20 protein-coding genes, 2 pseudogenes and 1 riboswitch are annotated in these 23,266 nt (G+C 71.5%); of the genes and pseudogenes, 14 read left to right on the plus strand and 8 right to left on the minus strand.

Annotation, left to right across the window (positions count from 1 at the left end; all coding sequences use genetic code 11):
* The first annotated feature begins 23 nt into the window (after positions 1–23).
* Both ABZT17_RS33020 and ABZT17_RS33025 read left to right on the plus strand, forming a co-directional pair.
* Complete coding sequence (locus tag ABZT17_RS33020) at positions 24–1,508, plus strand: 3' terminal RNA ribose 2'-O-methyltransferase Hen1 (RefSeq protein WP_356354328.1); 1,485 nt, start codon at positions 24–26, stop codon at positions 1,506–1,508.
* A complete protein-coding gene (locus ABZT17_RS33025; protein ID WP_356354329.1) occupies positions 1,505–4,048 on the plus strand; it encodes a polynucleotide kinase-phosphatase in 2,544 nt (847 codons plus the stop codon). The genes ABZT17_RS33020 and ABZT17_RS33025 overlap by 4 nt, the downstream gene beginning before the upstream one ends.
* Before the next feature lie 46 nt (positions 4,049–4,094).
* Here the strand turns inward: ABZT17_RS33025 and ABZT17_RS33030 are convergent, their stop codons facing one another.
* Positions 4,095–4,988, minus strand: coding sequence for a hypothetical protein (locus ABZT17_RS33030; protein WP_356354330.1), 894 nt, complete (start codon positions 4,986–4,988; stop codon positions 4,095–4,097).
* Positions 4,985–5,986 carry an SPFH domain-containing protein gene (locus ABZT17_RS33035; RefSeq protein ID WP_356354331.1) on the minus strand — a complete coding sequence of 334 codons (1,002 nt, stop codon included), beginning with the start codon at positions 5,984–5,986 and terminating at the stop codon, positions 4,985–4,987. Before ABZT17_RS33035 ends, ABZT17_RS33030 begins: the two co-directional genes overlap by 4 nt.
* 130 nt (positions 5,987–6,116) lie before the next feature.
* Here ABZT17_RS33035 and ABZT17_RS33040 point away from each other — a divergent pair, with 130 nt between their 5' ends.
* Positions 6,117–7,337 (plus strand): arginine deiminase, encoded by a 1,221-nt coding sequence (locus ABZT17_RS33040; protein ID WP_356354332.1) that lies wholly within the window; start codon positions 6,117–6,119, stop codon positions 7,335–7,337.
* Between the two features lie 83 nt (positions 7,338–7,420).
* Positions 7,421–8,428, plus strand: a complete 1,008-nt coding sequence (gene argF / locus ABZT17_RS33045) for an ornithine carbamoyltransferase (protein WP_356354333.1) — start codon at positions 7,421–7,423, stop codon at positions 8,426–8,428.
* A gap of 12 nt (positions 8,429–8,440) precedes the next feature.
* On the opposite strand, the gene ABZT17_RS33050 is transcribed toward argF, so the two are convergent.
* A complete protein-coding gene (locus ABZT17_RS33050; protein WP_356354335.1) occupies positions 8,441–8,893 on the minus strand; it encodes an ATP-binding protein in 453 nt (150 codons plus the stop codon).
* 257 nt (positions 8,894–9,150) lie between these two features.
* Here ABZT17_RS33050 and ABZT17_RS33055 point away from each other — a divergent pair, with 257 nt between their 5' ends.
* A complete protein-coding gene (locus tag ABZT17_RS33055) occupies positions 9,151–9,978 on the plus strand; it encodes an enoyl-CoA hydratase family protein (RefSeq protein WP_356354337.1) in 828 nt (275 codons plus the stop codon).
* Between the two features lie 7 nt (positions 9,979–9,985).
* Complete coding sequence (locus ABZT17_RS33060; protein WP_356354338.1) at positions 9,986–12,253, plus strand: bifunctional salicylyl-CoA 5-hydroxylase/oxidoreductase; 2,268 nt, start codon at positions 9,986–9,988, stop codon at positions 12,251–12,253.
* 32 nt (positions 12,254–12,285) lie between these two features.
* Here the strand turns inward: ABZT17_RS33060 and ABZT17_RS33065 are convergent, their stop codons facing one another.
* Together ABZT17_RS33065 and ABZT17_RS33070 are read right to left on the minus strand one after the other, a co-directional pair.
* On the minus strand, positions 12,286–13,110 hold the full coding sequence (locus tag ABZT17_RS33065) for a PaaX family transcriptional regulator C-terminal domain-containing protein (protein ID WP_356354340.1): 825 nt from the start codon (positions 13,108–13,110) through the stop codon (positions 12,286–12,288).
* Positions 13,111–13,125: 15 nt separating this feature from the next.
* Positions 13,126–14,727 carry an AMP-binding protein gene (locus ABZT17_RS33070; RefSeq protein WP_356354342.1) on the minus strand — a complete coding sequence of 534 codons (1,602 nt, stop codon included), beginning with the start codon at positions 14,725–14,727 and terminating at the stop codon, positions 13,126–13,128.
* Positions 14,728–14,853: 126 nt separating this feature from the next.
* On the opposite strand from ABZT17_RS33070, the gene ABZT17_RS33075 reads away from it, so the two are divergent.
* Together ABZT17_RS33075 and ABZT17_RS33080 are read left to right on the plus strand one after the other, a co-directional pair.
* Positions 14,854–16,239, plus strand: coding sequence for an acyl-CoA dehydrogenase (locus tag ABZT17_RS33075; RefSeq protein WP_356354344.1), 1,386 nt, complete (start codon positions 14,854–14,856; stop codon positions 16,237–16,239).
* Complete coding sequence (locus tag ABZT17_RS33080; RefSeq protein ID WP_356354346.1) at positions 16,236–16,634, plus strand: Rid family hydrolase; 399 nt, start codon at positions 16,236–16,238, stop codon at positions 16,632–16,634. The genes ABZT17_RS33075 and ABZT17_RS33080 overlap by 4 nt, the downstream gene beginning before the upstream one ends.
* A gap of 24 nt (positions 16,635–16,658) precedes the next feature.
* On the opposite strand, the gene ABZT17_RS33085 is transcribed toward ABZT17_RS33080, so the two are convergent.
* Positions 16,659–16,853: a DUF5999 family protein gene (locus ABZT17_RS33085; protein ID WP_356354348.1), complete on the minus strand. Its 195-nt coding sequence runs from the start codon at positions 16,851–16,853 to the stop codon at positions 16,659–16,661.
* Positions 16,854–17,081: 228 nt separating this feature from the next.
* Between ABZT17_RS33085 and ABZT17_RS33090 the strand changes: the two genes are divergently transcribed.
* The 3 genes from ABZT17_RS33090 to ABZT17_RS33100 all read left to right on the plus strand — a co-directional run bounded on the left by ABZT17_RS33090 (position 17,082) and on the right by ABZT17_RS33100 (position 18,499).
* Complete coding sequence (locus ABZT17_RS33090) at positions 17,082–17,510, plus strand: DUF6299 family protein (RefSeq protein ID WP_356354350.1); 429 nt, start codon at positions 17,082–17,084, stop codon at positions 17,508–17,510.
* 87 nt (positions 17,511–17,597) lie between these two features.
* A complete protein-coding gene (locus ABZT17_RS33095) occupies positions 17,598–17,723 on the plus strand; it encodes a hypothetical protein (protein WP_356354352.1) in 126 nt (41 codons plus the stop codon).
* A gap of 119 nt (positions 17,724–17,842) precedes the next feature.
* The gene (locus ABZT17_RS33100) at positions 17,843–18,499 is read left to right on the plus strand and encodes a TOPRIM nucleotidyl transferase/hydrolase domain-containing protein (protein ID WP_356354354.1); all 657 of its coding nucleotides are present in this window, start codon (positions 17,843–17,845) and stop codon (positions 18,497–18,499) included.
* A gap of 448 nt (positions 18,500–18,947) precedes the next feature.
* Here the strand turns inward: ABZT17_RS33100 and ABZT17_RS33105 are convergent, their stop codons facing one another.
* Positions 18,948–19,307 (minus strand): metalloregulator ArsR/SmtB family transcription factor, encoded by a 360-nt coding sequence (locus tag ABZT17_RS33105; RefSeq protein ID WP_356354356.1) that lies wholly within the window; start codon positions 19,305–19,307, stop codon positions 18,948–18,950.
* Positions 19,308–19,390: 83 nt separating this feature from the next.
* A riboswitch (cobalamin riboswitch) is annotated at positions 19,391–19,589 on the plus strand.
* A 27-nt stretch (positions 19,590–19,616) separates the two neighbouring features.
* Here ABZT17_RS33105 and ABZT17_RS33110 point away from each other — a divergent pair.
* The 3 genes and pseudogenes from ABZT17_RS33110 to ABZT17_RS33120 all read left to right on the plus strand — a co-directional run.
* Positions 19,617–20,705 carry a HoxN/HupN/NixA family nickel/cobalt transporter gene (locus ABZT17_RS33110; protein WP_356354358.1) on the plus strand — a complete coding sequence of 363 codons (1,089 nt, stop codon included), beginning with the start codon at positions 19,617–19,619 and terminating at the stop codon, positions 20,703–20,705.
* Positions 20,706–20,810: 105 nt separating this feature from the next.
* Entirely contained in the window at positions 20,811–21,908 is a 1,098-nt protein-coding gene (locus tag ABZT17_RS33115; protein ID WP_356354360.1) for a magnesium and cobalt transport protein CorA, read from the plus strand.
* A gap of 977 nt (positions 21,909–22,885) precedes the next feature.
* Positions 22,886–23,002 (plus strand): annotated as a pseudogene (locus ABZT17_RS33120) (transposase); the annotation flags it as partial.
* A gap of 168 nt (positions 23,003–23,170) precedes the next feature.
* On the opposite strand, the pseudogene ABZT17_RS33125 reads toward ABZT17_RS33120, so the two are convergent.
* Positions 23,171–23,266 (minus strand): annotated as a pseudogene (locus tag ABZT17_RS33125) (acyltransferase); the annotation flags it as partial.

A 23,266-nucleotide genomic window follows, 5' to 3' on the forward strand; every position in this document is an offset into this window, starting at 1 on the left:
CGACCGCACCCATACTCGGTCACGTGTTCCTGACGATATCGACTACTGGCGATGAGCAGCACCCGGCTACTGACCTGGGGTTCCTCCTCCATAAGCACCCTGACCGAGCGTTCTCAGCCAACCTTTCCTACGGCACGGCGCACGTCCTCTACCCCGAGGCCGACGCGCTGCGCTGCACGGCGGCGCTGCTGCTGGAGGTCGATGCCGTGGCGCTGGTCAGGAAGGGCAAGGGCAAGGGCCGCGGGGGTGCGCCCGACGCGGCGCTCGCGCAGTACGTCAACGACCGCCCCTACGCGGCCTCCTCACTGCTCGCCGTGGCACTCAGCAGCGTGTTCTCCAGCGCGATGAAGGGCGTGTGCCGGGCCCGCCCGGAGCGCGCCGCGCAGCCGCTGCCGCTCCATGTCGAGATACCCGCGCTGCCCGCCCGCGGCGGCCCCATGCTCGTACGACGGCTCTTCGAGCCGCTGGGATGGGCGGTGACCGCCGAACCGGTCGCGCTGGACGCCGAGTTCCCCGAGTGGGGCGACTCGCGCTACGTCCGACTCGCGCTGGACTCCGAGGCGTTGACCCTCGCCGAGGCCCTGCGCCACCTCTATGTCCTGCTGCCGGTCCTCGACGACGCCAAGCACTACTGGGTCGCCTCCGACGAGGTGGACAAGCTACTGCGGGCCGGTGAGGGCTGGCTGCCCGGGCACCCGGAGCAGAAGCTGATCACCAGCCGTTACCTGTCCCGCCGCTGGTCGCTGACGCGCGAGGCCATGGAGCGGCTCGAACTGGTGCGGCTCGCGGAGGCCGACGACAGCGAGGTCGAGGACATCGACAACGCCGTGGAGGCGGAGACCGAGACCGAGGAGAAGCCGACGCCGCTCGCCGTGCTGCGCCGGGACGCGATCATCGAGGCCCTGCACGCGTCCGGCGCGGCCCGTGTCCTCGATCTGGGCTGCGGACAGGGGCAGTTGGTGCAGGCGCTGCTCAAGGACGCGCGGTTCACCGAGATCGTCGGCGTCGACGTGTCGATGCGGGCCCTGACCATCGCCTCCCGGCGGCTGAAGCTGGACCGCATGGGGGAGCGGCAGGCCTCGCGCGTCAAGCTCTTCCAGGGCTCGCTGGCCTACACCGACAAGCGGCTCAAGGGGTACGACGCCGCCGTGCTCAGTGAGGTCGTGGAGCATCTCGACCTGCCGCGGCTGCCGGCCCTGGAGTACGCGGTGTTCGGCGCGGCCCGCCCGAGGACCGTCCTCGTGACGACCCCGAACGTCGAGTACAACGTCCGCTGGGAGAGCCTCCCGGCCGGGCATGTCCGCCACGGGGACCACCGGTTCGAGTGGACCCGCGAAGAGTTCCGGACCTGGGCGCGCGCGGTGGCCGAACGGCACGGCTACGACGTGGAGTTCGTGCCCGTGGGGCCCGACGACCCCGAGGTGGGACCACCCACCCAGATGGCCGTGTTCGAGATGGGCGCCACCGTGCGGAAGAACGTGGACGTGAAGGAGGCGAAGGCGGCATGACCGAGACACAGCGACAGGGCCGGGTCCTGCCCGTCACCGACCTCTCCCTCGTCGTCCTCGTCGGCGCCTCCGGCTCCGGCAAGTCGACCTTCGCCCGCCGGCACTTCAAGCCGACCGAGGTGATCTCCTCCGACTTCTGCCGCGGCCTGGTCTCCGACGACGAGAACGACCAGAGCGCGACCAGGGACGCCTTCGACGTCCTGCACTACATCGCCGGCAAGCGCCTGGCGGCCGGCCGCCGTACGGTCGTCGACGCGACCAGCGTGCAGTCGGACGCCCGCCGTCAACTGATCGATCTGGCCAGGCAGTACGACGTGCTGCCCATCGCGATCGTCCTCGACGTCCCGGAGGAGGTGTGCGCCGAGCGCAACGCGGCCCGCACCGACCGGGCCGACATGCCGCGCCGGGTCATCCAGCGCCACATCCGCGAACTCCGCCGCAGCGTCAGGCACTTGGAGCGCGAGGGTTTCCGCAAGGTGCACGTCCTGCGCGGGGTGGAGGACGTGGAGAACGCCACCGTCGTCACCGAGAAGCGCTTCAACGACCTGACCCATCTCACCGGCCCCTTCGACATCATCGGCGACATCCACGGCTGCGCGTCCGAACTGGAGTCGCTGCTGGGCAAGTTGGGCTACACCGACGGGGTGCACGCCGAGGGCCGCACGGCCGTCTTCGTCGGCGACCTCGTCGACCGGGGCCCGGACAGCCCGGGTGTGCTGCGCCGGGTGATGTCGATGGTGAAGTCGGGCAACGCGCTGTGCGTGCCGGGCAACCACGAGAACAAGTACGGCCGTCACCTCAAGGGCCGCAAGGTCCAGCACACCCACGGCCTCGCCGAGACCGTCGAGCAGATGGCGGGCCAGAGCGAGGAGTTCGTCGCCGAGGTACGGGAGTTCATCGACTCCCTCGTCAGCCACTACGTCCTCGACGGTGGCCGGCTGGTCGTCTGCCACGCCGGTCTGCCCGAGAAGTACCACGGCCGCACCTCCGGCCGGGTCCGTTCGCACGCCCTGTACGGCGACACGACCGGCGAGACCGACGAGTTCGGGCTGCCGGTGCGCTACCCGTGGGCGGAGGACTACCGGGGCCGGGCGGCCGTCGTCTACGGTCACACCCCGGTCCCGGAGGCGAGCTGGCTCAACAACACCATCTGCCTGGACACCGGCGCGGTCTTCGGCGGCAAGCTCACCGCGCTGCGCTGGCCGGAGCGCGAGCTGGTCGACGTACCGGCCGAGCGGGTCTGGTACGAGCCGACGAGGCCGCTGCTGACCGAGGCGCCCGGCGGTCACGACGGCCGGCCGCTCGACCTGAACGACGTGCACGGGCGACGGGTCGTGGAGACCCGGCACTCGGGCCGGGTCGCCGTCCGCGAGGAGAACGCGGCGGCCGCGCTGGAGGTCATGAGCCGCTTCGCCGTGGACCCGCGCCTGCTGCCGTACCTGCCGCCGACCATGGCGCCGACGGCGACCTCGCACGTCGACGGCTACCTCGAGCACCCGGCCGAGGCGTTCGCGCAGTACGCGGCCGACGGGATCGAGCGGGTGGTGTGCGAGGAGAAGCACATGGGCTCGCGGGCGGTGGCGCTGGTGTGCCGGGACGCGGAGGCGGCGCGCGGACGGTTCGGCGTCGACGGGCCCACCGGCTCGCTGTACACCCGTACCGGACGGCCCTTCTTCGACGACCGGTCGGTGACGGAGGAGATCCTCGGCCGCGTCCGGACAGCCGTCACCGAAGCCGGTCTGTGGAGCGAACTGGGCACCGACTGGCTCCTGCTGGACGCCGAGCTGATGCCGTGGTCGCTGAAGGCGTCCGGGCTGCTGCGCTCGCAGTACGCGGCCGTCGGCGCCGCGTCCGGCGCGGTGTTCCCCGGTGCGCTCGCCGCACTGGAGGGCGCCGCCGCGCGGGGCGTCGAGGTGGCCGACCTGCTGGCCCGCCAGCGTGAACGCGCCTCGGACGCCGCCGCGTTCACGGACGCCTACCGCCGCTACTGCTGGACCACGGACGGCCTGGACGGCGTGCGGCTCGCGCCCTTCCAGATCCTCGCGGTCCAGGGCCGCAGCCTCGCCGCGCTCCCGCACGACGAGCAACTCGCCCTGCTGGACCGGCTGGTGGAGCACGACGGCAGCGGTCTGCTGCAGACCACCCGACGGCTCTACGTCGACACCGGTGACCCGGAGGCGGTGCGGGCGGGCGTCGACTGGTGGCTGGAGATGACCGGCCGCGGCGGCGAGGGCATGGTCGTCAAGCCGCTCGGCGCGCTGGTGCGCGGCGGCGAGGGGCGGCTGGTGCAGCCCGGCATCAAGTGCCGGGGCCGCGAGTACCTGCGGATCATCTACGGTCCCGAGTACACGCGCCCCGACAACCTGACCCGGCTGCGGTCCCGCTTCCTGAACCACAAGCGCTCGCTCGCGATCCGTGAGTACGCCCTCGGCCTGGAGGCACTGGACCGGCTGGCGGAGGGGGAGCCGCTGTGGCGGGTGCACGAGGCCGTGTTCGGGGTGCTGGCGCTGGAGTCGGAGCCGGTGGACCCACGGCTCTGAGCCGGCGGACCCATGGCTCCGAGCCGGTGCGCGGTCCCTGCGCCTCCTAGCCGACCAGGCGCAGGGCCCGCGCGGCCACCCCCACCCGCACCGACTGCCCCCACGTCAGCTCCAGCGCGTCCGTCTCCATACCGTCCCCGAAGGCGACCAGCCGTTCGGATTCGACGGTGAGGTGGAGGGACGTCGCCGCCGAGAGTTCGCCCGCGACGAGGGAGGTGCCGGTGGCCGGGGACGGCCAGGCCTCGCGCACGAACCACAGCAGGCGGGTGTCGGTGGGGTGGGGCAGGGGCAGGGCCGCGCCCCGCTCCTGCCACACCGACCGGAGCCAGCCCGTCGCCCCGGTCCCCGTCCCCACCAGCACCCCGGAGGATGCCTGGGCCTCGACGACACCCCCGTCGCCCTCCAGGCCCAGGCGGTATCTGGCCGTCTGATGTCCGACGGCGCCGAGATAGATCTCGTTGAGCGCGATCAGCCGCTGGGTGTCGTCGGCGACCGCCTCGACCATGGTCAGTTCCTCCGCGTCGCAGGTCAGGGCCGCCGCCAGCAGCGAGGCCGCCTGCGCGGCGCGGTGCCGTACCAGCACGCCCGGGTTGCGGCCGGGGTCCGTGTCGATGCCGATCACCGGCTGCCCGTCCAGGTACTTGGCGACGTTCGCCACCAGTCCGTCCTGCCCGACCACCACCACGACGTCCTCCGGGGCGAACAGGAACCGGTCCAGGTCGCCCCGTTCCACCTGGCTCTGACGCCATGTCAGCGGGATCGCCGAGGCCACGTCCGCGAGCGCCCGCCGGGCCCGCCGGTGCCGCTCGGCGACCTCGTCGATGTCCCGGTCCCGGGAGGCCAGGAAGAACGCGGCCTGTCCGTGGGTGCCGTGGTGGGCCACCAACTCCTCGTACTCGGTGGTGCGGTGGACGAGGACGACCCGGGGCGCCAGGCTCATTCCGGTGCCTGTCCCAGCCTGGCCAGCAGCCCCGTGAGCACGTCCGGCGAGATGGTCACGCTGTCGATGTGCGGCAGGTTCTCCGCGAGCCGGGTCCCGGTGAGGGCGTGCAGGGTCGCCACGTCGACCTCCGCGTGCACCTGGAGCCAGGCGGCCTGGGCCCGGGCCCGCGCCTCACCGACCTCACGTGCCCCTTCGGCCTCGGCGCGAGCGAGCCGTACGGACCGCTTCGCCTCCGCCTCCGCCCGGACCGCGTCGGCCGCCGCGTGCTCCTCCGCCTCCCGCCGGGCGTTGGTGCCGCGCTGCTCGACCAACTGCTCCTCGCGGCGGGCGAGTTCGATCTGGCTGGCGAGTTCGTTCTCGGCGATGGCCCGCTCCCGCTCCACCGCGACTGCCCGCCGCTCGTAGGTCGCCCGGTCGGCCTCCTGCTGGATCTGCTCACGGGCCGGTGTGCGCAGCGCCCGCTCCACCTCCGGCTCCGGCCTGAGCGCCACCACCCGCACCGCGACCACCTCGATCCCGGTGGCCGGCAGCCGGGGCTCCGCGCCCAGCCCCGCCGCGACCCGCTCCCGCACCGCCGCCACGCCGTCCACCAGCGCCGCCGACAGCGACGTACGGGCGAGCACGTCGAGCGCGTGCTGCTGGGCCGTCTCCGTCAGCAGCGTGCCGAGCTGCTCCAGCGGGGCGCCCCGCCACACACCGGTGTCCGGGTCGACGGAGAAGTCCAGCCGGGCGGCGGCCAGCGCCGGGTCGCTGATCCGGTAGGTCACCGTCGCCTGCACCGCCACGTCCTGGAAGTCGGACGTACGGGCATGGAAGGTCATCGCCAACTCCCGGTCGTCGACCGGTACTTCGGACAGTGACGCGGTCAGCGCGCGGAACCAGAAGCTGAGCCCCGGCCCGTCGTGGAGCAGTTTTCCGCCCCGGTGGTGCCGGATATGGGCTGTCGGCGCGCCGCGCAGGTGTCTCCACCCCAGGCGCCGGGTGATGTCGGCCATCGGATCCCCTCGTTCTCGTCGTATAGACGATAAGCGCAGAAGCTGATTATCGTCAAGAGGACGAGAACAAGAAGCCGAAGAAACCGGCGAGCAGCGGGTCAACAGGGCCGCCGATGGTCAGGATGGAGGCATGGGATTCCATGTCGACTCCGAGGCCGGGCGGCTGCGCCGCGTCATACTGCACCGGCCCGATCTCGAGCTCAAAAGGCTCACCCCCAGCAACAAGGACACCCTGCTCTTCGACGACGTGCTGTGGGTGCGCCGGGCGCGTGCCGAGCACGACGGGTTCGCCGACGTCCTGCGCGACCGCGGTGTCACCGTCCATCTCTTCGGCGACCTGCTGACCGAGGCCCTGGAGATCCCGGCGGCCAGGAAGCTCGTCCTGGACCGGGTCTTCGACGCGAAGGAGTACGGCGTCCTCGCCACCGACCACCTCAGAGCGGCCTTCGAGACCCTGCCCGCGCCGGAACTGGCCGAGGCGCTGGTCGGCGGCATGACCAAGCGCGAGTTCCTGGAGGCGCACGCGGAGCCCACCTCCGTCCGCTTCCATGTCATGGACCTCGACGACTTCCTCCTCGCGCCCCTGCCCAACCACCTCTTCACCCGCGACACCTCCGCCTGGATCTACGACGGGGTCGCCGTCAACGCGATGCGCTGGCCGGCCCGCCAGCGCGAGACGATCCACTTCGAGGCGATCTACCGCCACCACCCGCTCTTCGTCGACGAGACGTTCCGCGTCTGGTCGGAGGGGCAGGCCGACTACCCGTCGACCATCGAGGGCGGTGACGTCCTGGTGATCGGCAACGGCGCCGTCCTGATCGGCATGAGCGAGCGCACCACCCCCCAGGCGGTGGAGATGCTCGCGCACAAGCTCTTCGCGGCCGGCTCGGCGCGGACCATCGTGGCCCTGGACATGCCGAAGCGGCGCGCCTTCATGCACCTCGACACCGTGATGACGATGGTCGACGGTGACACCTTCACCCAGTACGCGGGCCTGGGCATGCTCCGCTCGTACACCATCGAACCCGGCGTCGGCGAGGAGCTGAAGGTCACCGACCACCCCCCGGAGCACATGCACCGCGCGATCGCCGCCGCGCTCGGCCTGAGCGAGATCCGGGTCCTGACCGCCACCCAGGATGTCCATGCGGCCGAGCGCGAGCAGTGGGACGACGGCTGCAACGTCCTCGCCGTCGAACCGGGTGTCGTGGTCGCGTACGAGCGCAACGCCACCACCAACACCCACCTGCGCAAACAGGGCATCGAGGTGATCGAGATCCCGGGCAGCGAACTCGGCCGGGGGAGGGGCGGACCGCGCTGTATGAGCTGTCCCGTCGAACGGGCGGCCGTATAGCCGTACAAGTGATCGCATAGAAATTCTGAGCATCGTATAGACTTCCAGGGTCCTTCGTTCTCGTACCGTCTCTGGAGCGCCCCATGGCGACAGTCCCGACCGCCCTCGCCGGCCGCCACTTCCTCAAGGAGCTCGACTTCACCAAGGACGAGTTCCTCGGCCTCGTCGAGCTGGCCGCCGAGCTGAAGGCGGCCAAGAGGGCCGGGACCGAGACGCGCCACCTGAGCGGCCGGAACATCGCGCTGATCTTCGAGAAGACCTCGACGCGCACCCGCTGTGCGTTCGAGGTCGCCGCGGCGGACCAGGGCGCCTCGACGACCTACCTCGACCCGTCGGGCTCGCAGATCGGGCACAAGGAGTCGGTGAAGGACACCGCGCGCGTGCTGGGCCGTATGTACGACGGGATCGAGTACCGCGGCGACAGCCAGCGGAAGGTGGAGGAGCTGGCCGCGTACGCCGGCGTCCCGGTCTACAACGGCCTCACCGACGACTGGCACCCCACCCAGATGCTCGCCGACGTCCTGACGATGACCGAGCACACCACCAGGCCGGTGCACGAGATCGCCTTCGCCTACCTGGGCGACGCCCGCTTCAACATGGGCAACTCCTACCTGATCACCGGCGCCCTGCTCGGCATGGACGTCCGGATCGTCGCCCCCAAGCACTACTGGCCGGCCCGGGAGATCGTCGACCGCGCCCAGGAACTCGCCGAGGCGAGCGGCGCCCGGATCACCCTCGCCGAGTCCGTCGAGGACGGCGTCCGCGGCGCCGACTTCGTCGCCACCGACGTGTGGGTCTCCATGGGCGAGCCCAAGGAGGTCTGGGACGAGCGGATCACGGCCCTCGCCCCCTACGCCGTGACGATGGACGTCCTGCGCGCCACCGGCAACAGCGAGGTCAAGTTCCTGCACTGTCTGCCGGCCTTCCACGACCTCGGCACCAAGGTCGGCCGGGAGATCTTCGAGAGCCACGGCCTGGAGAGTCTGGAGGTGACCGACGAGGTCTTCGAGTCGGCCCACTCGGTGGTCTTCGACGAGGCGGAGAACCGGCTGCACACCATCAAGGCGGTCCTGGTGGCGACGCTGGCCTGAGACCGGCCGCGGCTACCAGGCGGTGCGCTGCTGAGGCACCACGGGCAGCCGGAACCACACGGCCTTCCCCGACCCGGTGGGCCGGTGCCCGCACGACGAACTCAGCGCACGGATCAGCAGCAGCCCGCGCCCGTGCTCCTGCCAGGGGTCGGGCGGGGTGTCGCCCGGTGTCGTCAGATCGCCCGGCGGCGCGGGATCGGGATCGTGCACCTCGACCTGGCACCCGGACGGCAGCAGCTCCACCACCAGCTCTATCGGCGAGTCCCCGGCCGTGTGCTCCACGGCGTTCGCCACCAGCTCGGCCGTGAGCAGCTCCGCGGTGTCACTGTCAGCCCCGTGCTCCAGCTCGGCCAGCGCCGTGCGCACCAGCGCGCGGGCCACGGGCACGGCCGCGGCGGAGTGCGGCAGTGCGATGCGCCAGGAGGCGGACGACGAGGGGCGTTCTTGCAAGGCGGGTCCGTTCATGAGCAGGCTGTCCTGCTTTCAACCTGATGAATCCTACGGCGCCGCCCGTCAGAGGCGTCCGACGGGCACCGCGCGGGACCTTCGGCCCCGCTGACGGGCGGCTTACCCGTAGCAACGGCTTGCCTCGCGCGACTGCTCCCGCTGTTACCGCTCTATGGACGAGCCGTGACATCTCTATATTGCCGTCGTGACGACAGTCACGAATGAGTGATAACTTCGAAACGTGTCCGCGCCACCGCCCGAGGAGGCCGCACGTCATGAGTCCCTTCACCGGCTCCGCCGCCCGCACGCCCCGCTGGGAGCACCTGCGCGTCGAGCTCACCGACGGCGTCGCCACCGTGACCCTGGCCCGCCCCGACCGACTCAACGCACTCACCTTCGGCGCCTACGCCGACCTGCGCGACCTGCTCGCCGAGCTGTCCCGAGAACGGTCCGTACGCGCCCTGGTGCTGGCAGGTGAGGGCCGCGGCTTCTGCTCCGGCGGCGACGTCGACGAGATCATCGGCGCGACCCTCGCCATGGACACCGCCCAGCTCCTCGACTTCAACCGCATGACCGGCCAGACCGTCCGGGCGATCCGGGAATGCCCCTTCCCGGTGATCGCCGCGGTGCACGGAGTGGCGGCGGGCGCGGGGGCGGTCCTGGCCCTGGCGGCGGACTTCCGGGTGGCCGACCCCACGGCCCGCTTCGCGTTCCTCTTCACCCGGGTCGGCCTCTCGGGCGGCGACATGGGAGCGGCCTATCTGCTGCCCCGCGTGGTCGGCCTGGGCCACGCCACCCGCCTGCTGATGCTCGGCGAACCGGTCCGCGCCCCCGAGGCCGAGCGCATCGGCCTGATCAGCGAACTGACGGACGAGGGACGTGCCGACGAGGCGGCCCGGACGCTGGCCCGCCGCCTGGCCGAGGGCCCGGCACTCGCGTACGCCCAGACGAAGGCCCTGCTCACCGCCGAACTGGACATGCCGCTGGCGGCCGCGGTCGAACTGGACGCCTCGACGCAGGCTCTGCTGATGAGCGGCGAGGACTACGCGGAGTTCCACGCGGCCTTCACCGAGAAGCGGCCGCCGAAGTGGCAGGGGAGGTGAGGTCGCGATGCGCGTCGCGATCATCGGCGGTGGCCCCGGCGGACTCTACGCCGCCGCCCTGCTGAAACGCCTCGACCCCGCCCGCCGGATCACCGTCTGGGAACGCAACGCCCCCGACGACACCTTCGGTTTCGGAGTGGTCCTCTCCGACGAGACCCTCGGCGGCATCGAGCACGCCGACCGGGTCGTTCACGACGCGCTCCAGCGGGAGTTCGTCCGCTGGGACGACATCGACATCGTGCGCCGAGGGGTCCGGCACACCTCCGGGGGCCACGGGTTCGCCGCACTGGGAAGACGACGCCTCCTCGAGATCCTCCACGACCGCTGCCACAGCCTGGGCGTCGACCTGCGCTTCCGCTCCGAATCGCCGTACCCCGACCGGCTCGCCGAGACCCATGACCTCGTCATCGCCGCCGACGGAGTCAACAGCACCACCCGCGAGGCCTACACCCATGTGTTCCGCCCCCATGTGGCCACACACCACTGCCGCTATATCTGGCTCGCCACCGATCTCGCCTTCGACGCCTTCCGCTTCGAGATCGCCGAGACCGAACACGGCGTGATGCAACTGCACGGCTACCCCTACGCGGCCGACGCCTCCACCGTGATCGTCGAGATGCACGAGGACGTGTGGCGGGCGGCCGGTTTCGACGAACCCGACCCGCACGACTCCATCGAGCGCTGCGCCAAGATCTTCGCGGAAGCCCTACGCGGCCACTCCCTGCGCTCCAACAAATCGGCCTGGACGACCTTCCGCACGGTCACCAACGCCCACTGGTCCCACGGCAACGTCGTCCTCCTCGGCGACGCCGCCCACACCGCCCACTTCTCCATCGGCTCCGGCACCAAACTCGCCGTCGAGGACGCCCTCGCGCTCGCCGCCTGCCTGGAGGAACAGCCGTCCCTGCGCAAGGCGCTCACGGCCTACGAGGAGGAACGCAAACCCGTCGTCGCCTCCACCCAGCGCGCCGCCCGCGCCAGCCTGGAGTGGTTCGAGGACCTCGGCCGCTATCTCGACCAGCCGCCCCGCCAGTTCGCCTTCAACCTCCTCACCCGCAGCCGCCGCGTCACCCACGACAACCTCCGGCTGCGCGACGCCCACTTCACCGGCGCCGTGGAGCGGGAGTTCGGCTGCCCGCCCGGCACACCCCCGATGTTCACCCCGTTCCGACTGCGCGGCCTCACCCTGCGCAACCGGGTCGTCGTGTCCCCCATGGACATGTACTCGGCGGTCGACGGCGTCCCCGGCGACTTCCACCTCGTCCACCTCGGCGCCCGCGCCCTCGGCGGCGCCGGACTGGTGATGACCGAGATGGTCTGCGTCAGCGAGGAAGGCCGTATCACCCCCGGCTGCACCGGCCTCTACACCGGCGGACAGGCCGAGTCCTGGACACGCGTCACCGACTTCGTGCACACCCAGGCCCCCGGCACCGCGATCGGCGTGCAACTGGGCCACTCCGGCCGCAAGGGCTCGACCCGGCTGATGTGGGAGGGCATGGACGACCCGCTCCCCGAGGGCAACTGGCCGCTGGTGGCCGCCTCCCCGCTGCCCTACAAGCCCGGCAGCCAGACCCCACGGGAGCTGACCCCAGCCCAACTCGCCGACCTCCGGGACCAGTTCACCGCCGCGGCACGGCGTGCCGCCCGGGCCGGCTTCGACCTCCTCGAACTGCACTGCGCCCACGGCTATCTGCTCTCCGGATTCCTCTCCCCGCTCACCAACCACCGCACCGACGCCTACGGCGGCTCGCTCGACGGGCGGCTGCGCTTCCCCCTCGAGGTCTTCGACGCCGTCCGGGACGTCTGGCCCGACGAGAAGCCGATGACGGTCCGTATCTCCGCCACCGACTGGGCCGACGGCGGAAACTCCGCCGAGGAGGCCGTCGCGATCGCCCGCGCCTTCGCCGCGCACGGCGCCGACGCGATCGACGTGTCGACCGGGCAGGTCGTCGCCGACGAGCGGCCGGAGTTCGGACGGTCGTACCAGACACCCTTCGCGGACCGCATCCGGAACCAGGCCGGGATCCCGGTCATCGCGGTCGGCGCCATCTCCTCCTGGGACGACGTCAACTCCCTGATCCTGGCGGGCCGTACGGACCTGTGCGCGCTCGCCCGCCCCCACCTCTACGACCCGCACTGGACACTCCACGCGGCGGCCGAGCAGGGCTACGAGGGTCCGGGCGTCGTCTGGCCCGCCCCCTACCGCGCGGGCAGCCGCCGCCCGCGGACCGGACGCACCGACGCCCCCAAGCCCCGCCTGACCCTGGGGACTTGAGGGACGCCGCGCCGCACGTTCCTGTGGTCCGGCTACCTGACCGCCGGTACTCCCGCGAACACGGCCCCCGCGTCCCTGAGCCGGTCGTGCAACTCCCGGAACACCCCCGCCGACCGCACCCCCGGCCAGTCCGCCGGCAGGAGCCGCGCCGGGAGCCCGGGGTCGACGTACGGGAGGTGGCGCCAGTTGTCGAGGGCGAGGAGGTAGTCGCGGTAGGCCTCCTCGGGCGGGGTGTCCACCCTGTCCCGCCACGCGTGCAGCACCGGCGCGTGCCGGTCCAGGAAGGCCTCGTGCTCCTTGGCGATCGCGGCCAGGTCCCACCAGCGCGCGACCGCCTCGACCGTGGCGGCGAAGCCGAGGTGCTCGCCGCGGAACAGGTCGACGTACGGGTCGAGACGCAGCCGGCGCAGGACGTGGCGCGTCTCCTCGTGGAGCCGCGCGGGCGCGATCCACACACCGGGCGCCGCCGTGCCGAAGCCGAGCCCGGCCAGCCGGGAGCGCAGCACATGCCGCTTCTGCCGCTCCGACTCCGGCACGGAGAAGACCGCCAGCACCCAGCCCTCCTCCTCGGGCGCGGCGGTGGCGTAGACGCGCCGGTCGCCGTCGTCGAGCAACTGGCGGGCGTCCGGGGAGAGTTCGTACCCGGCGGCGCCCTGCGCGGTGCGGGCCGGCAGCAGCAGACCACGGCGTTTGAGGCGGGACACCGACGAGCGTACGGAGGGCGCGTCCACGCCGACCGCGGCGAGAAGCCGGATCAGTTCCGCGACCGGGACCGGGCCCGGTACGAAGCGGCCGTAGGCGCCGTAGAGCGTGACGATGAGAGACCGCGGTGCATGCTGGTCGGACACGTTGATCATCTTAGGTCTTCGACATCACTGCTGGTCACCATCGGTGCGTAGTTTGAACCTCTGAAGTTTTCCGGTCGCGGTGCGCGGCAGCGCGTCCAGGAAGTGGATCTCGCGCGGACATTTGTAGGGCGCCAGTTCGGACTTCACGAAGGCGCGCAGCGCCTCCGGGTCCCGTACGGCGCCCTCCCGCACCACCACATGGGCCACCACCACATGTCCCCGGGCCGTATCAGGCCGTCCCACGACCGCTGCCTCCACCACGTCCGGATGCCGCAGCAACGCGTCCTCGACCTCCGGGCCCGCGATGTTGTACCCCGCCGAGATGATCATGTCGTCGGCGCGGGCCACATAGCGGAAGTAGCCGTCGCTCTCCCGCACATAGGTGTCGCCGGTGATGTTCCAGCCGTCGCGGACGTACGCGCGCTGCCGCGGATCGGCGAGATAGCGGCAGCCGACCGGCCCGCGTACCGCCAGCAGCCCCGGCTCCCCGTCGGGCACGGGCTCCCCGTCCTCGCCCTGCACCCGCGCCTGCCAGCCGGGTACGGGCACTCCGGTCGTCCCGGGCCGGATCTGCCCGTCGGCGGCGGAGATGAAGATGTGCAGCAGCTCGGTCGCGCCGATGCCGTTGATGATCCGCAGCCCGGTGCGCTTCCGCCAGGCCTCCCAGGTCGCCGCCGGCAGGTTCTCACCCGCGGAGACACAGCGGCGCAGGGCGGAGATGTCGTACCCGTCGGCCTGGTCGACCTCTTCGAGCATGGCGCGGTAGGCGGTCGGGGCGGTGAACAGGACCGAGACGCGCTGTGCGGCGACGGCCGCAAGCAGCTGCCGGGGATGGGCCTGTTCGAGGAGGAGCGAACTGGCGCCGGCGCGCATCGGGAAGACCACGAGGCCGCCGAGGCCGAAGGTGAAGCCGAGGGGAGGGCTGCCGGCGAAGACATCGTCCACATGGGGGCGCAGCACATGCTTCGAGAAGGTGTCCGCTATGGCGAGCACATCCCGATGGAAGTGCATACACCCTTTCGGGCGACCGGTGGTGCCCGAGGTGAACGCGATCAGGGCGACGTCGTCGGCGGCGGTGGCGACGGCCGGGTACGGGGTGCCGGGTGCCGGGCGGCGCAGCAGGTCGTCGGGGGCGTCACCGCCGTAGGTGCTGATCCGCAGGTCGGGTATCTCGGCCTTGACGAGGTCGTCGACGGACCGGACGTCGCAGAGGGCGTGGCGGACCTGTGCTATGTCACATATCACCGCCAGCTCGTGCGGCCGCTGCTGTGCCAGCACCGTCACCGCCACCCCGCCCGCCTTCAGCACCGCCAGCCAGCACGCGGCCAGCCATGGTGTGGTCGGGCCGCGCAGCAGTACCCGGTTGCCCGGGACCACGCCCAGGTCGGTGGTGAGCGTGTGCGCGAGCCGGTCGACGCGGGCGCGCAGCTCGCCGTACGTCCAGGAGGGGCCCGCCGGGGTGTGGAAGACCGGCCGGTCGGGGGGCGGGCCCGTCAGGAGCTCGGCGGCGCAGTTCAGCCGATCGGGGTACCGCAGCTCCGGCAGGTCGAAGCGGAGCTCGGGCCATTCCTCGCGCGGCGGGAGGTGGTCGCGGGCGAAGGTGTCGACATGGGCCGAGACGATCATGGCGGTGCGCCCCCTTTGCCGTGTGGGCGTTCTGGTGGGCTCGCGCAACGAGCGTATCGTGTTGGTGACGACAGTCAACGGTACGCGATACGGTCGACGGGAGACGCAGCGGAGAGGGGACCGGCGATGCCCGCATTCTCGCTCGAACCGGAACAGATCGCCTGGTGTGGCGAGCTGCGCACCATGGCGGCGGAGCGGTTGCGCCCGGCGGCCGAGAAGGGCGAACCGGGCCAGGTGAACCGGCCCCTCGTCGCAGAACTCGGTCGGCTCGGGCTGCTGCGAAGGCTGTTCACCTCCGGCGCCCTCGATCTCTGCCTGATGCGTGAATCCCTGGCCTATGCCTGTACGGAGGCGGAGACGGCCCTCGCCCTCCAGGGCCTGGGCGCCCATCCGGTCCACGCCCACGGCACCCCGTCCCAGCGGGACCGCTGGCTGCCCGCGGTGACCGACGGCACGGCGGTGGCGGCCTTCGCCCTGAGCGAGCCGGGCGCGGGATCGGACGCGGCAGCACTGGGCCTGCGCGCGGAGCCGACGGGGGCGGGGGAGGGCGGTGGCGCGAGGGAGGGTGTCGGCGCGGGGGACAGCGGTGGCGCGGGGGCAAGCGGTGGGGCGGGGGAGGGTGTCGGCGCGGGGGACAGCGGTGGCGCGGGGGCAAGCGGTGGGGCGGGGGAGAGCGGTGGCGCGGGGGCAAGGGGCAGGGCGGGGGAGAGCGGTGGTCCGGGGGAGGCCGGCGGCGCGGGCGGCTCTCTCGCCGCCGCCCCAGACGGTCTCGCTCGCTGGCGTCTGACCGGTGAGAAGTGCTGGATCTCCAACGCCCCCGAGGCCGACTTCTACACCGTCTTCGCGCGCACCACCCCGGGCGCCGGCGCCCGCGGGGTCACCGCCTTCCTGGTCCCCGCCGACCGGCCCGGTCTCACCGGCACGCCCCTCGACATGCTCTCGCCGCACCCCATCGGCGCCCTCGGCTTCGACGCCGTGCCGGTGACGGCGGACGACGTGCTCGGCGAGGTCGACCAGGGCTTCCGGGTCGCCATGGGCACCCTCAACCTCTTCCGGCCCAGCGTCGGGGCCTTCGCCGTCGGCATGGCACAGGCCGCGCTGGACGCCACCCTCGCCCACACCGCCCGACGGGACGCCTTCGGCGGCAAGTTGAGCGATCTGCAGGCCGTCGGTCACCAGGTCGCCGAGATGGCCCTGCGCACCGAGGCGGCCCGTCTCATGGTGTACGCGGCGGCGACGGCGTACGACGAAGGCGCCCCCGGTGTACCGGGGCGCGCGGCGATGGCGAAGCTGCTCGCCACCGAGACCGCGCAGTATGTCGTCGACAGCGCCGTCCAGTTGCACGGAGCCCGCGCCCTGCGCCGCGGGCACCTTCTGGAGCACCTCTACCGCGAGGTCCGCGCCCCGCGTATCTACGAGGGCGCGAGCGAAATCCAACGGGGCATCATCGCCAAGGAGTTGTACAAGTCCCAGCGGGAGCAGGGGATGTCGTCGGGTCAGGAGGTCCGGTGAGCACCGAGCGCGTCAATCCCCCCGCCCTCTCCCCGCCGACCGGTTTCTCCCACGCGGTCGTCGCCACCGGCACCCGCGTCGTCTTCCTGGCCGGCCAGACCGCCCTCGACCCCGAGGGCAAGGTCACCGGCGACACGCTCCCCGCCCAGTTCGAGAAGGCCCTGACCAATCTGCTCACGGCGCTGGCCGGGGCGGGCGGCACTCCCTCGGACCTGGCCCGGGTCACCGTCTACACCACCGACGTCGCCGCGTACCGGACGCACGCCCCCGAACTGGGCCGGGTCTGGCGGCGACTGGCAGGCCGTGACTATCCGGCGATGGCGGTCCTGGAGGTCGTACGCCTCTGGGACGAACAGGCGCTGGTGGAACTCGACGGCTTCGCGGTGCTGCCGTAGCGCCGTCCTGGTCCGCGGTACCGCTCAGGCGGCGATCGCCAGCTGTTCGGCCGGCACCCGGAGCGGGGCGACCACTCGGCCGTCGGCGGTCAGCTCACCGGTGTCGTCGAAGACGATCGCACCGTCGCACCGCAGGCTCCAGCCCTGCTCGGGGTGGGCCGCGACGATGTGCGGGGTGTGGCCGGCGGATGAAGGGCACGAGGCCTGGCAGGAGAACATTGCGCACCTCCACATCGGGTCGGGACCGTCCGTCCGGTCCCGATGAACAGACCATCCTCCCGGCGCGAACTCATCGGAACGGCCCGGCGGGAAACGTGACAACTTGCGGACAACACCCGGACGGTTCCACGACCGTCGGTGCGGACTCGCCACCGAAGGAGTGACGATCACGGCCCCGGGGCCGCCCGCCCGGTACCTAGTGGAAGCCCCACCTTCAGGAGGTTTCCGATGTTCATCCGCCCAGCCCTGGGTCTCGCGGCCGGTGCCGCGCTGTTCCTGCTCGCCGCCCCGGCCGCGCCGGCCACCGCGGACCCGTACGAGACCGTGACCGTCGACCCCACCGGGCACATCGCTGCGGACGGCACCCTGACCCTGTCCGGCACCTACCGCTGCGTGGGCAACACCGGCCCGGCCTTCATCAGCTCCTCCGTCAGCCAGGCCGACCCGAACGTCCGCCAGGGCATCGGCGGCACCAGCGCGCTCTGCGACGGCCAGGAGCACCCCTGGCAGAACTCGGGCAAGCCGTCGGTGAAGAGCCTGGAGACCGGCACCGCGAGCGTCGAGGCCACGATCATGGAGCTGCACCCCCAGGGCGGCCTGCCCCTGCCCCGCTTCCACGCGCTCGACCGCCAGGACATCACCCTGACCCGGGACTGAGCCGGGACCGAGCCGGACCGAGCCGGACCGAGCCGGGCCGGGCCGATGGCGGCGTCGAGGCCACCGGGGACGTTCCGACCGCCCCCGGTGGCCTCGCACCGCCGTCCGGTCGCAGAGGAGTTCTTCGTCAAGCCGGTGCCGGCCGCCGACCACCCCCGGCTGACCGGCGCACTGGGTGAGATCGACCGGGCACTGCGAGCGGACGGCGGGTGAACCGTGTCGGTCGCTCCCGCCGGTCGCTCCCGCCGGGGGATGTCGGTGTCGGCCTCGGAAAACCCGCGTGCGTACCGCATCTCGGCAGTGCCAGGATGGCGTGGGGGAAGCGAGGTCTCGTGGACGAATTGGGGCGGTTCCGCCGGGCGTTGACCGTGTGGGCGGCCGGTGGGGCGGGCGCTGACACGGCCGCCGCGGAGGCGCGGGCACTGGTCGGCGACAGGCTGCGGACGATCGTCCTCGTCGAGGGAACCAGCGACCAGGTCGCGCTCGAGGCGCTGGCCGCGCGCCGGGGCCGCGACCTCGGCGCGGAGGGAACCGCTGTGGTGCCGCTCGGTGGCGCGACGAACATCGGGCGTTTTCTGGATGTCTGCGGCCCTCCGGGACTCGGCCTCCCGCTGGCGGGTCTGTGCGACATCGGCGAGGAGCGGCACTTCCGGCGTCATCTGGAGCGGGTCGGGCTCGGCTCCGGTCTCACCCCCGCGGACCTGGAGGCGCTCGGGTTCCATGTGTGCGTCGCCGACCTGGAGGACGAGCTGATCCGCGCCCTCGGCCCCGAGGGGGTGCGTCAGGTGATCGAGGCCCAGGGCGAGACGCGCCCCTTCCGTACCTTCCAGAGCCAGCCCGCCCAGCGGGAACGCCCCGTGGAGCACCAACTACGGCGCTTCATGGGCACCCACAGCGGCCGCAAGGCGCTCTACGCCCAGGCCCTGGTCGCCCACCTGGACCTCCGCCACGTCCCCCGCCCACTGGAGGCCCTGCTCACCCACGTCTGAGGACGCCCAACCCCACCAACCAAAGGCTCCTACGCCACCCCCCCGCTCGCCGGGCCCGCCCACCGCTCGCTTGCCGTGCCCACCCGCTCATCGGCCTTCACCTGCCGCCTACCCGCCCGTCGCGCCCGCCGCTTGCCGCTGCTGCCCGCTTGTCGCAGTCACCGCCCGTCGCGCCCGCCGCTTGCCGCTGCTGCCCGCTCGTCGCAGTCACCGCCCGTCGCGCCCGCCGCTTGCCGCTGCTGCCCGCTTGTCGCAGTCACCGCCCGTCGCGCCCACGGCTCGCCGCCCCGCCCGCCGCCCCCCACCACATGCCGGGCCGGCCCTTTCCGGCGCCCGCTCCCTTCCCGCGCCCCCTCCCTCCCCGCACCCGTCCGCCCGCCGTGGCCATCCCGCCGCCCGCCGCGGCCACCCCTCCGCCGCTGCCGCTCCCACCCCCCGGCCGCGCGGCTCACTCTCCGTCTGCCAGGCAGTGGTTCAGGAGGTTGCCGGTTATCGGGTCGATCACCTGGTACCGCACCACCCGTCCCTCCCTCTCGCCGGCCACGATCCCGGCGGCTCGCAGCAGGCGCAGGGCCTGGGAGACGGCCGGGTCGTTCATGCCGGTCGCGATCGCGAGGTCGGAGACGGCGAGGGGGCCCGTCCGGTGCAGGGCGAGCAGCAGGGCGAGGCGGCCCGGGTCCGAGAGGAGGGCGAACCGTTCGGCCCAGGCGCGGACATGGGCGGGTTCGCCGATGGCGGCGATGGCGTCGCAGACCCGGTGTCCGTCGATGGTGCGACGGTCGGCGCGCTCGGCGGGGACGCGGTGCATGGGGCCATCCTCTCAGCAGGCGGACCGTGCGACGGCCCCTGATGTGATCTTGCATACCTGCGTGGCTGCGCAGCTATGCAGGGACCGCAGGGCACCTCTACGGTGGGCAGGCCGTGGTGCTCGGGAAGTCGGTGGGAAACCGACGCGGCCCTCGCCACTGTGATCGGGGAGTCTCCGTCCCATTCGGGTACGGCCACTGTTCGCCGCCAGGCGGATGGGAAGGCCGGGACGGAAGCGTACGACCCGTCAGCCAGGAGACCGGCCGCGGCACTTCACGAGTTGATCCACGAGGTGCTGGAGCGTGACCGCATGACCGAGCCTGTCCCTGCCTCCTTCCGCTGGCGACGCGAGGACACCGTCAAGACCGTCGGACTGATGGCGGTGATCGTCGCCCTGCATGTCGTCGCCTTCGGGATCCTGTTCCTGCTGGTCGTCCCGGGTCACTACGAGGTCGGCTCCAAGGCGTTCGGCATCGGTCTGGGTATCACCGCGTACACGCTGGGGATGCGGCACGCCTTCGACGCGGACCACATCGCCGCGATCGACAACACCACCCGCAAGCTGATGGCGGACGGCAAACGGCCGGTGTCGGTGGGGTTCTGGTTCGCGCTCGGCCACTCCAGCGTGGTCGTGGTCCTCGCCGCCCTCATCGCGGGCGGCACCCAGCTGGCCGGCCGGATCATGAACGAGGGCTCCAGCACCCACCAGGTCCTCGGGGTGCTGGGCACGACGATCTCCGGTTCGTTCCTCTACGTCATCGCCGCCCTCAACCTGGTGGCGCTCCTGGGCATCCTGAAGGTGTTCCGGGCGATGCGGGCGGGGACGTACGACGAGAAGGAACTCGAACAGCACCTGGATTCCCGGGGCTTCATGAACCGCATTCTCGGCCGGCTGACCAAGTCCATCACCCGCCCCGGCCAGATGTTCCCGCTCGGTTTCCTGTTCGGCCTCGGCTTCGACACGGCGACCGAGGTCACCCTGATGGTGATGGCGGGTTCCGGCGCGGCGGCCGGCCTGCCCTGGTACGCGATCCTCTGCCTGCCGCTCCTCTTCGCCGCCGGGATGAGCCTGTTCGACACGCTGGACGGCACCTTCATGAACTTCGCCTACCAGTGGGCCTTCTCCAACCCGGTCCGCAAGGTCTTCTACAACCTCACTATCACCGGTCTGTCCATCGCCGTGGCCTTCTTCATCGGCACGATCGAACTCGTCGGCGTCCTGCACGACAAACTCGCCCTGACCGACGCCGTCACCGGCTGGATCGCCGGCCTCGACCTGGACAACGTCGGCTACATCATCGTCGGCCTCTTCGTGGTCGTGTGGGTGGCGGCGCTGGCGTACTGGCGCCTGGCCAAGGTCGAACAGCGCTGGGCCACCCGTCTGGCCGACGGCGGCTGACGCGCCCCGCCCGGCCCACGGCGGGGCGTACCCGTCGCCGCGGTCCGGGACCGGCGTTCACCGTCTGCTGGCACACTGTCCGCACCCGGCGAAGGGGGTTTCCGCATGTCGATGGTCGGCAACCTGCGCAAAGTGGCCCGCCTGGGGCGGAGCGGCCGTGGCCGCGTGGACCTCAGCCACCCCGCCCGCTCACCGCTCGGCTCCTCGGTCGTCAACTGCGTCGTCTACCGGGCGGGCGTACGGCAGCCCGTGACGGACACCGTCGAGGAAGCCGTCCGCCGGGTGCGCAGGCACGGCCACGACTTCGTCTGGCTCGGCCTGCACGAACCGTCCGAGACGGAGTTCACCGAGGTCGCCGAGATCTTCGGCCTGCATCCCCTCGCCGTCGAGGACGCCGTACTGGCCCATCAGCGGCCCAAGCTGGAGAGCTACGGCGATGTCCTGTTCGCCGTCTTCAAGACGGTCACCTATGTCGAGCACGAGCGGCTCACCGCGACCAGCGAGGTCGTCAACACCGGCGAGATCATGGTCTTCGCCGGCCCCGACTTCGTCATCACCGTCCGCCACGGCCGGCACGGCTCCCTGGGCCCGCTGCGCGAGGATCTGGAAGCCCGTCCCGAGCAGCTGGCCAAGGGTCCGTCGGCGGTGCTGCACGCCATCGCGGACCATGTCGTCGACGACTACCTGACCGTCACCGACGCCGTCCAGGACGACATCGACGAGGTGGAGACCGAGGTCTTCTCCCCGCAGGGCGACCGGACCGCGGACGCCGGCCGTATCTACCAGCTCAAGCGTGAACTCCTGGAGCTGAAGCGGGCCGTGGTCCCACTGGCCCGCCCTCTGGAGACGCTCTCCACGAAGCCGCTGCGCGCCGTCGCCGCCGACATACGGCCCTACTTCCGCGACGTCGCCGACCATCTGGCCCGCGTCACCGAGCAGATCACGTCCTTCGCCTCCCTGCTCGACTCCATCCTCCAGGCCCACCTCGCCCAGGTCGCCGTCGCGCAGAACGACGACGCCCGCAGGATCACCGCCTGGGCCGCGATCGTCGCCGTACCCACCATGGTGTGCGGTCTGTACGGCATGAACTTCGACCACATGCCCGAACTGCGCTGGACCTTCGGCTATCCCCTGGTCCTGGGCGTCATCGCCGTCGCCTGCTTCCTCCTCCACCGCGGCTTCAAACGCAACGGCTGGCTGTGACGACCTCTGTCGGTCGGGGGTGTCGTCAGATGTCCCGGAAGAGACCAGCGAACGTGGTGACCTGCCACGATGAGCGACCTGTGGTCGCTGACCTGCGCGAATGACCTTTCGGCTGTTTCACGCTCGTGCCGCTTGATGGGGCCGGAAGTCCCAGAAAAGTCCCAGGGGGACTCCCACTGCTGGCGGGTGTCTTTCGGCTCTGCACGGCAGTACGGGCAGTCGAACGGTCTCGTTTCCAGCGCGGGTGGTGGAGCCTGGATGCCGAGTGACTGGCTCTCGGCCGGTGCCTTGCGGGATGGTGGTGTCCTGATGATCGACGACGACTCTGCGGCCGCTGGTGGCGGTGAGTCGGCAGCGCCCGCCAGCCCCCAGATGCCCACAGCGAGCGGCCCGTCGCGCGGGCCCGGTGGGCGAAGGGTCATGAGGTGATCAAGGGGCTCTCGCCGAGTGCTGCGTTCGGATCACCGACCCTCGGCACGGTCTGGAACCAGCGGGCGCATCGAGAAGGTTCCGTACGGTGGGCCGGGGCTGGAACTGTTCCTTGCAGATGGCCCGCATCCCAATGCGCGCAGTCAACAGCCAAAGGAAGGCGGGGATCTGGTCCCCGTTGCTCACGGCTGGGAACCTCCATCCGATCGTGACCGCGCTCAAGGACGACGAGCGCCGACGACTCATCATGCCTTCGGGGGCTCCGCCGAAGGTCGCTTCTCCTGCTGCAGGGACTGTCGGCTGAGGCGGTCTGGCGAGGGTGTGAGGTGCGGAAGGCCCACTCATTCCTTCACCCGCGCGAGAGGGAGTGGACATTGCTGTCGACGGCCTGGCCTGCATCGTCAGTGCCAGGCAGGAGTTCCCGCAGTCCGCGAATCCCGACCGCTCCCCTCGCCTCGTCGTGGAGCTCGCTCATGGTCCGACCGGCTGGCCCGGCCGCTGGCGAGATCGGAAGACCTGGACGCTCGAAGAGGCCCTGTACGCGGTCCCTGGAACGGATCAACCGCGAGATCAAACGCCGCATCGACGTCGTCCAGGTCTTCCCCCACGACGACGCCCTCCTGCGGCTGGTCACCGCCGTGCTCTTCGAGATGCACGACGAGTGGATCGCCTTCCCCCGCCGCTACCTACCCGAGGGCGGCATGGACCAGATCTACCCCACCGAGCCCGACGAAAGCGCCCCGCACTCCCCAAAGCCACCAACACGACCGACGATTGATCGCCTACACCACGTCAAGGCAACACCGTTGCCTTTAGCCCAAGTTGGTGTTGTCAACCACCGGCCGGTCGATGATCCGTCCGGCGCAGAGGGTGACCGCCGTGCCGCCGGCGGAGTGGAAGCCGTCGACGTCGCGGTGGCCGAGGGAGCT

Origin of the sequence: Streptomyces sp. NPDC005648 (assembly GCF_040605395.1) — a bacterium.
Lineage (GTDB): Bacteria > Actinomycetota > Actinomycetes > Streptomycetales > Streptomycetaceae > Streptomyces.

Coding starts and splice junctions, on each gene's coding strand:
- ABZT17_RS33025 (WP_356354329.1), top strand. CDS start 1,505: ATGACCGAGACACAGCGACAGGGCCGGGTCCTGCCCGTCACCGACCTC.
- ABZT17_RS33030 (WP_356354330.1), bottom strand. CDS start 4,988: ATGAGCCTGGCGCCCCGGGTCGTCCTCGTCCACCGCACCACCGAGTAC.
- ABZT17_RS33035 (WP_356354331.1), bottom strand. CDS start 5,986: ATGGCCGACATCACCCGGCGCCTGGGGTGGAGACACCTGCGCGGCGCG.
- ABZT17_RS33040 (WP_356354332.1), top strand. CDS start 6,117: ATGGGATTCCATGTCGACTCCGAGGCCGGGCGGCTGCGCCGCGTCATA.
- argF (WP_356354333.1), top strand. CDS start 7,421: ATGGCGACAGTCCCGACCGCCCTCGCCGGCCGCCACTTCCTCAAGGAG.
- ABZT17_RS33050 (WP_356354335.1), bottom strand. CDS start 8,893: ATGAACGGACCCGCCTTGCAAGAACGCCCCTCGTCGTCCGCCTCCTGG.
- ABZT17_RS33055 (WP_356354337.1), top strand. CDS start 9,151: ATGAGTCCCTTCACCGGCTCCGCCGCCCGCACGCCCCGCTGGGAGCAC.
- ABZT17_RS33060 (WP_356354338.1), top strand. CDS start 9,986: ATGCGCGTCGCGATCATCGGCGGTGGCCCCGGCGGACTCTACGCCGCC.
- ABZT17_RS33065 (WP_356354340.1), bottom strand. CDS start 13,110: ATGATCAACGTGTCCGACCAGCATGCACCGCGGTCTCTCATCGTCACG.
- ABZT17_RS33070 (WP_356354342.1), bottom strand. CDS start 14,727: ATGATCGTCTCGGCCCATGTCGACACCTTCGCCCGCGACCACCTCCCG.
- ABZT17_RS33075 (WP_356354344.1), top strand. CDS start 14,854: ATGCCCGCATTCTCGCTCGAACCGGAACAGATCGCCTGGTGTGGCGAG.
- ABZT17_RS33085 (WP_356354348.1), bottom strand. CDS start 16,853: ATGTTCTCCTGCCAGGCCTCGTGCCCTTCATCCGCCGGCCACACCCCG.
- ABZT17_RS33090 (WP_356354350.1), top strand. CDS start 17,082: ATGTTCATCCGCCCAGCCCTGGGTCTCGCGGCCGGTGCCGCGCTGTTC.
- ABZT17_RS33105 (WP_356354356.1), bottom strand. CDS start 19,307: ATGCACCGCGTCCCCGCCGAGCGCGCCGACCGTCGCACCATCGACGGA.
- ABZT17_RS33110 (WP_356354358.1), top strand. CDS start 19,617: ATGACCGAGCCTGTCCCTGCCTCCTTCCGCTGGCGACGCGAGGACACC.
- ABZT17_RS33115 (WP_356354360.1), top strand. CDS start 20,811: ATGTCGATGGTCGGCAACCTGCGCAAAGTGGCCCGCCTGGGGCGGAGC.